Origin of the sequence: Streptosporangium jomthongense, from assembly GCF_042650425.1 — a bacterium.
Taxonomy (GTDB): Bacteria; Actinomycetota; Actinomycetes; order Streptosporangiales; family Streptosporangiaceae; genus Streptosporangium.
This window is the reverse complement of sequence record NZ_JBHSBC010000044.1, coordinates 34,785-41,950: the sequence shown is the minus strand read 5'-3', so window position 1 is coordinate 41,950 and position 7,166 is coordinate 34,785. Positions and strand designations below refer to the sequence as shown.

Annotated in this window: 6 protein-coding genes and 1 pseudogene; 5 read left to right on the top strand and 2 right to left on the bottom strand. The window is 72.3% G+C overall.

The annotated features are described in order from the left end of the window. Window positions 1-109: 109 nt before the first annotated feature. Together ACFOYY_RS34365 and ACFOYY_RS34360 are read left to right on the top strand one after the other, a co-directional pair. Window positions 110-685: a copper resistance CopC family protein gene (locus ACFOYY_RS34365; protein ID WP_352016434.1), complete on the top strand. Its 576-nt coding sequence runs from the start codon at window positions 110-112 to the stop codon at window positions 683-685. Continuing rightward, complete coding sequence (locus tag ACFOYY_RS34360) at window positions 682-1,713, top strand: copper resistance D family protein (RefSeq protein ID WP_386195302.1); 1,032 nt, start codon at window positions 682-684, stop codon at window positions 1,711-1,713. Before ACFOYY_RS34365 ends, ACFOYY_RS34360 begins: the two co-directional genes overlap by 4 nt. On the opposite strand, the gene ACFOYY_RS34355 is transcribed toward ACFOYY_RS34360, so the two are convergent. Beyond that, window positions 1,671-2,828, bottom strand: coding sequence for a hypothetical protein (locus ACFOYY_RS34355; RefSeq protein WP_352016436.1), 1,158 nt, complete (start codon window positions 2,826-2,828; stop codon window positions 1,671-1,673). The genes ACFOYY_RS34360 and ACFOYY_RS34355 overlap by 43 nt on opposite strands. 185 nt (window positions 2,829-3,013) lie before the next feature. Between ACFOYY_RS34355 and ACFOYY_RS34350 the strand changes: the two genes are divergently transcribed. Together ACFOYY_RS34350 and ACFOYY_RS34345 are read left to right on the top strand one after the other, a co-directional pair. Further along, on the top strand, window positions 3,014-5,593 hold the full coding sequence (locus ACFOYY_RS34350; RefSeq protein WP_386195300.1) for an alpha/beta fold hydrolase: 2,580 nt from the start codon (window positions 3,014-3,016) through the stop codon (window positions 5,591-5,593). Then, the gene (locus tag ACFOYY_RS34345) at window positions 5,590-6,501 is read left to right on the top strand and encodes an ABC transporter permease (protein ID WP_352016438.1); all 912 of its coding nucleotides are present in this window, start codon (window positions 5,590-5,592) and stop codon (window positions 6,499-6,501) included. The genes ACFOYY_RS34350 and ACFOYY_RS34345 overlap by 4 nt, the downstream gene beginning before the upstream one ends. Before the next feature lie 13 nt (window positions 6,502-6,514). On the opposite strand, the gene ACFOYY_RS34340 is transcribed toward ACFOYY_RS34345, so the two are convergent. After that, window positions 6,515-6,694: a hypothetical protein gene (locus ACFOYY_RS34340; protein WP_352016439.1), complete on the bottom strand. Its 180-nt coding sequence runs from the start codon at window positions 6,692-6,694 to the stop codon at window positions 6,515-6,517. 153 nt (window positions 6,695-6,847) lie between these two features. On the opposite strand from ACFOYY_RS34340, the pseudogene ACFOYY_RS34335 reads away from it, so the two are divergent. Further along, window positions 6,848-7,166: pseudogene (locus ACFOYY_RS34335) on the top strand (ATP-binding protein); the annotation flags it as partial.

Below are 7,166 nucleotides of genomic sequence, written 5' to 3'. Positions count from 1 at the left end.
CCCCCGTCTTTTCCGCCGCCTGCGGCTGTTCCGTGGCCGATTCCCGCCCCCGCCCACCAAGATGGGAGCATTACCGGAACACGACGAACCCACAGGAAGGCCACGATCGGTGAGGCGGCTACTGACTGTCCTGCTGCTCACGGGCACCGTGCTCCTGAGCGTGGTCACCCCGGCGCGGGCCCACAACATCCTGGTCGGCAGCGACCCCGAGGACGGCGCCTCGCTGGCCACGGCCCCCGGGCGGATCACCTTGACCTTCGACCAGCCGGTACGGCAGGGCTTCGCGCAGATCAGCGTGACCGGCCCCGGCGAGACCCGCTGGGAGGAGGGCAAGACCGCCGTCTCCGGCGCGAAGGTGAGCGTCGGGGTCAGGCCGCTCGGCCCCGCCGGGCAGTACGTGGTGGGCTACCGCATCCTGTCCTCTGACGGCCACCCGGTCTCTGACAAGGTGACCTTCACCCTGACCGCGGCCGGCACCGGCTCCCCCGCGCAGGCCGCCCCAGGCGCCCCTGAGGCCTCCGGCGCCCCGGCCCAGGAGCTCGACCTGAGCGCCCAGGCCGCCGAGGCCGCGCAGAACGGCGGCGCCGGGATGGCCGTGCTGTGGATCGTGGCCGCCCTCGTCCTGCTCGGCGGTGCGACCGTCGTCGCGATGCGCCGCAGCGGAGGACGGGAGGAGACCCGGTGACCGCGACGCTGGAGCGCTCCTCGGAGGCCGGATCGGTCAGGAGGCTGGTGGCCGGTGGCTTCGTCTCCGGCGCGCTGCTGGCCGTACTGGCCGCGACGACGCTGACCGCGGAGGCCGCCGTGCCGGGCATCGCCGTGCCCGGCCCGGTCGTCGAGTACGGCCTGCCCGTGCTGCGGGTGCTGCTCGACCTGGCGGCGGTGGCGGTCGTCGGGCTCAGCGTGCTGCCGAGGATCCTCGGTTTCGACGACCCCGAGCGCACCGAACCGGTGATGCGCAGGGCCAGACCGGCCGCGGTGACGTTCGCCTGGGCGTGGGCGGTGCTGGCGCTGGTCGTCATCGTCTTCCAGACGGCCCAGCTCAACCCGGGGGCCGTCCCCACCCCGGCGATGATCGCCTCATACGTCAGCGAGGTCGGCGCGGGCCAGGGAATGCTCTTCAGCGCCGCCTGCGCCCTCGCCTACGCGGGCGTCGGGCTGCTGGCCGTACGGTTCGGGGAGAAGGTGCCCGCCGAGCTGCGGATCGTGATCGCCTTCTTCGGGCTGCTGCCGATCCCCGTCACCGGGCACGCGGTGAACTCGATATGGCACGACCCGATCATGATCTCGATGGAGCTGCACGTGATGGGCTCCGCCGCGTGGACCGGCGGGCTGCTGGTCATCATGCTGCTGGTCGCGCGGGACCGTGAGCTGCTGGCCGGGGTCCTGCCCAAGTTCTCCAGGCTGGCGACGCTGGCCCTGGTGCTGGTGAGCGTCTCCGGGCTGGTCAACGGCCTGGCCTCGATGGCCCTGACCCAGGGGGTCGAGTTGCCCGGAGCGCTGCTCGACGGGCACTACGGGCTGCTGGTGATCGCCAAGGCCGTGTGCGTGGGGCTGCTGATCCCGTTCGCCGCCCACATCAGGTTCCGCCTGCTGCCGCGCATCGCCGCGCGGCAGGGGACGGCCGTCGTCGCGTGGGCGGCGGCGGAACTCACCGTGATGGGCCTGGCCTACGGGTTCGCGGTCGCCCTGACCACGGCCTCCATGTCCTGAGCCCGGAGCCTGAAGCGGGTCAGCGCCCACTCGGCGCCCAGCCAGAGCACCGCCAGCAGGACCCCGCCCGCCGCCAGGACCATCGGTGAGACCAGCGGCGGGGTGAGGTAGGCGGCGCTCTGCAGGCGCAGCGCCTGGCCCACCACGACGGTGACCGCGAGCGATCCGGCCAGCGCCCGCAGCACCGGGTTCCTGATCAGGAACGCCAGGTCGACCATGAGCGCCCCGGCGATCAGGAAGACGGGCACCGCCGAGCGCGGGAAGCCCGTCACGGCGAGCAGCGGCCAGATGACGGCGCGGTAGGCGACGTAGGAGGCGGCGACGGCGGTCGCGGTGAGGACGCGTCCCGTCATCGCGCGGGCGACGACCAGGACGATCATGGCCGCGGCCACCCCGTAGACCGGGTAGAGCTCGTCCGGCACCGGGAGCGAGAACTTGACCACCATGTCCCGGTCAATGGCGCGGCCCATCTGGTCGGCGGCGAACTGCAGCAGGATGGGTTCGGCCTCGGGCCGGCCCCGGTCCCAGGCGGCGATGCCGAACACGCCGTACTCCTGGTGCTGGGCCGGGAACCAGACGTTCTCCAGCAGGAAGACGCCCAGGGCGCCGAGGACCAGTGTGCGGGTGCGCCCGGGAGGCGCCCCCGTGAACCATCCCCTGGTCACACCGGAGACCATCAGCAGCGTGCCGATGTAGAGCATCATGTGCGACGGGCTCCACGAGGTGATGTCGAGCCCGTTGACGCGGTGGTTGATCAGGTCCAGCGGGACGGCGATGAGGAAGACCGCGGTTCCCCAGCCGATGAGCCGCTGCGCGGTCCTGTCCACGCCGTAACCGGTGTAGAGGTGGATGATCGTGAGCGTGAGCGCGATGGCGGTGCCGACGCTGTTGAGCAGGTGCGGCGGCGCCAGGTCGTCACGGAGCCACTTGAAGTGCCAGGAGACGTCCCAGGAGGCGCCCAGGACCTTGAAGGAGAAGGCGACCAGCCAGCCGAAATAGAGCACCCGGAACAGGTCCTCCGGGGTCTGCCTGCCCGCTTTTCCCCTGGTCCAGTAGGGCAGGGCCCACTGGATGGCCTGTGTGGCGCTTCGTTTTGGACTCACGACGAACTTCACGCGCGAAATGATGCCCGTCCTTTACCTTGGTCCGCAATCAGGAACATCCCTGAGAGATCGGCAGGGGTTAGTCCCATACGAAGATGCTTGCACCCTTCAGGGGCTTTTGTCGCCACTTGCCCCCTATGTTCTCACTGTCGGACCGTCTCAGGTCGCTCTCAGGCTGCCCTCAGTAAGCTCGCCGCATGAAGCTCGCGGGCAAGCCTGTCGCCGGAATCACGCTGGTCACCGTACTGGTGGCCGCCGTGATCACCTGGGTCCTGTGGCCGTCGGCCCAGGAGACACACCCCCGGGAACAGAGCGTCACGGTGCTCGACGGTCCCCGTGACGACCAGCAGGTCACGCTGGACGCCACGTTCTTCCCGCCCGCCGGGGGTGGCAGGGCCCCCGCGGTGCTGCTGGCCCACGGCTTCGGCGGCAGCAAGGAGAGCGTGCGCGAGGCGGCCGTACGGCTGGCCGGGGAGGGCTACGCCGTACTGACCTGGTCCGCCCGTGGCTTCGGCCGCTCGACGGGACAGATCGCGCTCAACTCCCCCGACTACGAGGTCAAGGACGTGCGGCAGCTCCTCGACTGGCTGGCCAGGCGGCCCGAGGTCAGTCTCGACGCGGCCGGAGACCCGAAGGTCGGCGTCGCGGGAGGCTCATACGGCGGCGCCATCGCGCTGATGGCCGCCGCGTACGACAACCGGATCGACGCGATCGTCCCCCAGATCACCTGGCACGACCTGGCCGACGCGCTGTTCCCCGAGGCGGGCGGGCGGGGCCCGCTGAACGGGGTGTTCAAGCGGATGTGGGCCGGACTGTTCTTCAGCAGGGGCGGCACCTCCCCCGCTCCCGGCCCGCTGCGGGGCGCCACCCCCACCGGCGAGGCGCCTCCGGCGAGCGCGCAGGAGGTCAGGTGCGGCCGGTTCCTGCCCGAGTTGTGCGACGTCTACCAGCGGATCGCCGAGACGGGCCGGGCGACGCCGGAGGCGATCGAGACCCTGCGCAGGTCGAGCCCCGTCTCCGTGCCCGGCAGGATCAAGGTCCCCACGCTGCTGCTCCAGGGGACGCGTGACTCGCTCTTCCCCCTGGGCCAGGCCGACGCCAACGCCAGGGCCGTGGCCGCGACCGGCGCCCCGGTGGCCGTCGCCTGGTTCGACGGCGGCCACGACGGCGGCGACGGCGAGGCCGACTGGATCCACGAGCGGACCACCGCCTGGTTCGCCCGCTATCTGAAGGGGGATGCCGGGCAGGCCACTGTCCCGTTCACCGTCACCCGCGACGGCGGGCGCGACCCGGGCACCCGCCGTCCCGTCCAGTTGCACGCCACCGCCCCCGCCTACCCCGGCCTGTACGGCGCCGCGACGACCCAGGTCGCCCTGACCGGGCCCGCCCAGCCGGTCGCCAACCCGCCGGGCGGCTCCCCCTCCTCGATCTCCTCCGTCCCCGGGTTCGGCGGCCTCGGCGGTTCGCCCGGGGTGAGCCTGTCCACCGAGATGGCGGGCCAGAGCGCCCACTTCGACTCCGCCCCGCTCACCGCCCCGCTCCAGGTCACCGGCAGCTCGACGGTCCGGGTCCGGGTGCGGGCCGAGGGCACCGGAGGCACCGGAGGCAAGGCCTCCGAGGAGGGCGTGACGCTGTTCGCCAAGCTCTACGACGCCGGACCGGGTGGCCAGGCCCCGATCCTGCCCGACGGCCTGGTGGCCCCGGTGCGCGTCGCCCTCTCCCCGGACGGTACGGGCGAGGCCACCGTCGCGCTGCCCGCCGTCGACCACCGCTTCGACGCCGGGCACCGGCTGCGGGTCGCCTTCACCACGACCGACCTCGGCTACAGCACCCCGGCCGCCCCTGCCGTCTACCAGGTGGAGCTGGCCGCGCCCACGCTGACCGTCCCGGTGGACGCCGCGCTGCGGACCCCGCAGAACGGCCCGTCCTGGTGGACGTGGGCGCTGCCCGCAGCCGCCGTCGTGGCCGCCGCGGTCCTGCTGCTCACCGGGCGCAGGCGCCGCCGTACGGACCACGATCCGTCCCTGGCCGACGTCCCGCTGCGGATCGACGGCCTGACCAAGGCCTACCGCAACGGCGAACGGGCGGTCGACGACCTGTCCTTCACCGTGGAACGCGGCCAGGTGCTCGGCCTGCTGGGCCCGAACGGGGCGGGAAAGACAACGACCATGCGGATGATGATGGGCCTGATCCACCCCGACGCGGGCGAGATCAGGATCTTCGGCCACCGGATCTCCCCCGGCGCCGCCGTGCTGTCGCGGCTGGGGTCGTTCGTCGAGGGGCCCGGCTTCCTGCCGCACCTGACGGGACGGGCCAACCTGGAGCTCTACTGGAAGGCGACCGGCCGCCCGGAACACGACGCGCACTTCGCCGAGGCCCTGGAGATCGCCGGGCTCGGCGCCGCGCTGGACCGGGCGGTCCGGACCTACTCCCAGGGCATGCGCCAGCGCCTGGCCATCGCCCAGGCCATGCTCGGCCTGCCCGACCTGCTGGTGCTCGACGAACCGGCCAACGGCCTCGACCCGCCGCAGATCAGGGAGATGCGCGAGGTGCTGATCGCCTACGCGGCGCGGGGCCGTACGGTCATCGTCTCCAGCCACCTGCTGGCCGAGGTCGAGCAGACCTGCAGCCACGTGGTGGTCATGCGCCGGGGACGCCTGGTCACCGCGGGCCCGGTGCGCGACCTGCTGGGCGAGCACACCTCGGGTGGCTCGGGTGGCGGCTCCGGCAGCCGCCTTGAGGACGTGTTCCTTGACCTGATCGGGGAGAAGGCATGAGCGAGATCCTGACGCGGACCGGTTCGCCGGTCGAGGAGGTCCCCGAGGGCCCGGGGCGGGGCGAGGGCCAGGCGGCCGGTTACCTGCCCGGCCGTACGCTGCCGCTGTCGGTCGAGTTCGCCAGGCAGCTCAGGCGGCGCCGCACACTGGTGATGTTCGGCCTGCTGCTGGCGTTGCCGTGGATCCTGGTGGCCGCCTTCCAGCTCGGCGCCGGGTCCGGTCAGCCCTCCGGGGTGCCGCGCCTGTCCGACCTGGCGACCGAGGGCGGCCTGAACTTCGCGGCGTTCGCGCTGTCGGTCTCGGCGAGCTTCCTGCTGGCGGTGGCGGTCGCGCTGTTCTGCGGCGACACGGTGGCCAGTGAGGCGAGCTGGTCCTCGCTGCGTTACCTGCTGGCCGCCCCGGTCCCCCGCGACCGGCTGCTGCGGCAGAAGCTGGTGGTCGCCCTGACCTACTCGGCGGCGGCGGTCGTCTGCCTGCCGGCGATGGCGTTGCTCGCCGGGACCCTGGTGTTCGGCTGGCACGACGTGCGGGTGCCGGGCACCGGCGAGACGGTCGCCGCCCTGGACGTGCTGCCCCGCTTCGGAGTCGTGGTCGGCTACGTGCTGGTCAGCCAGTTCGTGGTCGCCGCGCTCGCCTTCCTGCTCTCGGTCGGCACGGACTCGCCCCTGGGCGCCGTCGGCGGAGCGGTCGGCCTGGTGATCGTCAGCGGCATCCTGCAGGCGGTCGACGCCCTCGGCTCGCTGCGGGAGTTCCTGCCGACGTTCTGGAGCACGGCGTGGCTGGACGCCCTCGCGCCGCAACCCGACTACGGCGGCATGGTCAAGGGCGTGGCCGTCTCGGTCACCTACTCGGTGGTCCTGGTCGCCCTCGCCTTCCGCCGGTTCCGGCGCAAGGACGTGGTTTCGTGATCCCCGGCCGCCCCTACCAGTGGGGCGGCCGGTCCTCCAGAAGCCTGTCGTCGTCGCTGGGCTCACGCCAGGTGCCCCAGCCGATGTCGGTGTCGTCCCCTGTCTGGTCAGGCAGGATCGGCGGGCCGTCGTCGGAGAGATCGACGGGACGCAGATCGTCGGGATGCAGGTCGTCGGGCTCAAGCGAAGTCACGGGTCCATGCTAGCCAGCGTCGCGCCGACTCCTCCGCGCCACGAGCTGACGGATGGGGAAACTCCTGCCCGCTTTGCGGCCTCAGGGACAGCCGGCCGCCCGGACGGGTACGATTCGGATGGTCAGGTGTCAAGCTACCCCCGTGAGGCGGCCATGGCAGCGCCATCAGGATGGCGGCGAGACGGCAATCTCCCGAACGAGCTCACCAGCTTCGTCGGGCGCACCAGGCTCCTGACCATCCTGCGGCAACGGCTGCGCGAGCACCGCCTCGTCACCGTGACCGGCATCGGCGGGGTCGGCAAGTCGCGTACGGCGCTGCGCATCGCGCACCAGATGCGCGACCAGTTCAAGGACGGCGTCTGGTTCGCCGACATCGCCAGGCAGCGTGACCCGAGGATGCTCAGGCACACGATCAACTCGGCCCTGGGCATCGCCGACCAGTCGTCGCGCTCCGCCGAGGAGGCGCTGGTCG

Coding starts and splice junctions, on each gene's coding strand:
- ACFOYY_RS34345 (WP_352016438.1), top strand. CDS start 5,590: ATGAGCGAGATCCTGACGCGGACCGGTTCGCCGGTCGAGGAGGTCCCC.
- ACFOYY_RS34350 (WP_386195300.1), top strand. CDS start 3,014: ATGAAGCTCGCGGGCAAGCCTGTCGCCGGAATCACGCTGGTCACCGTA.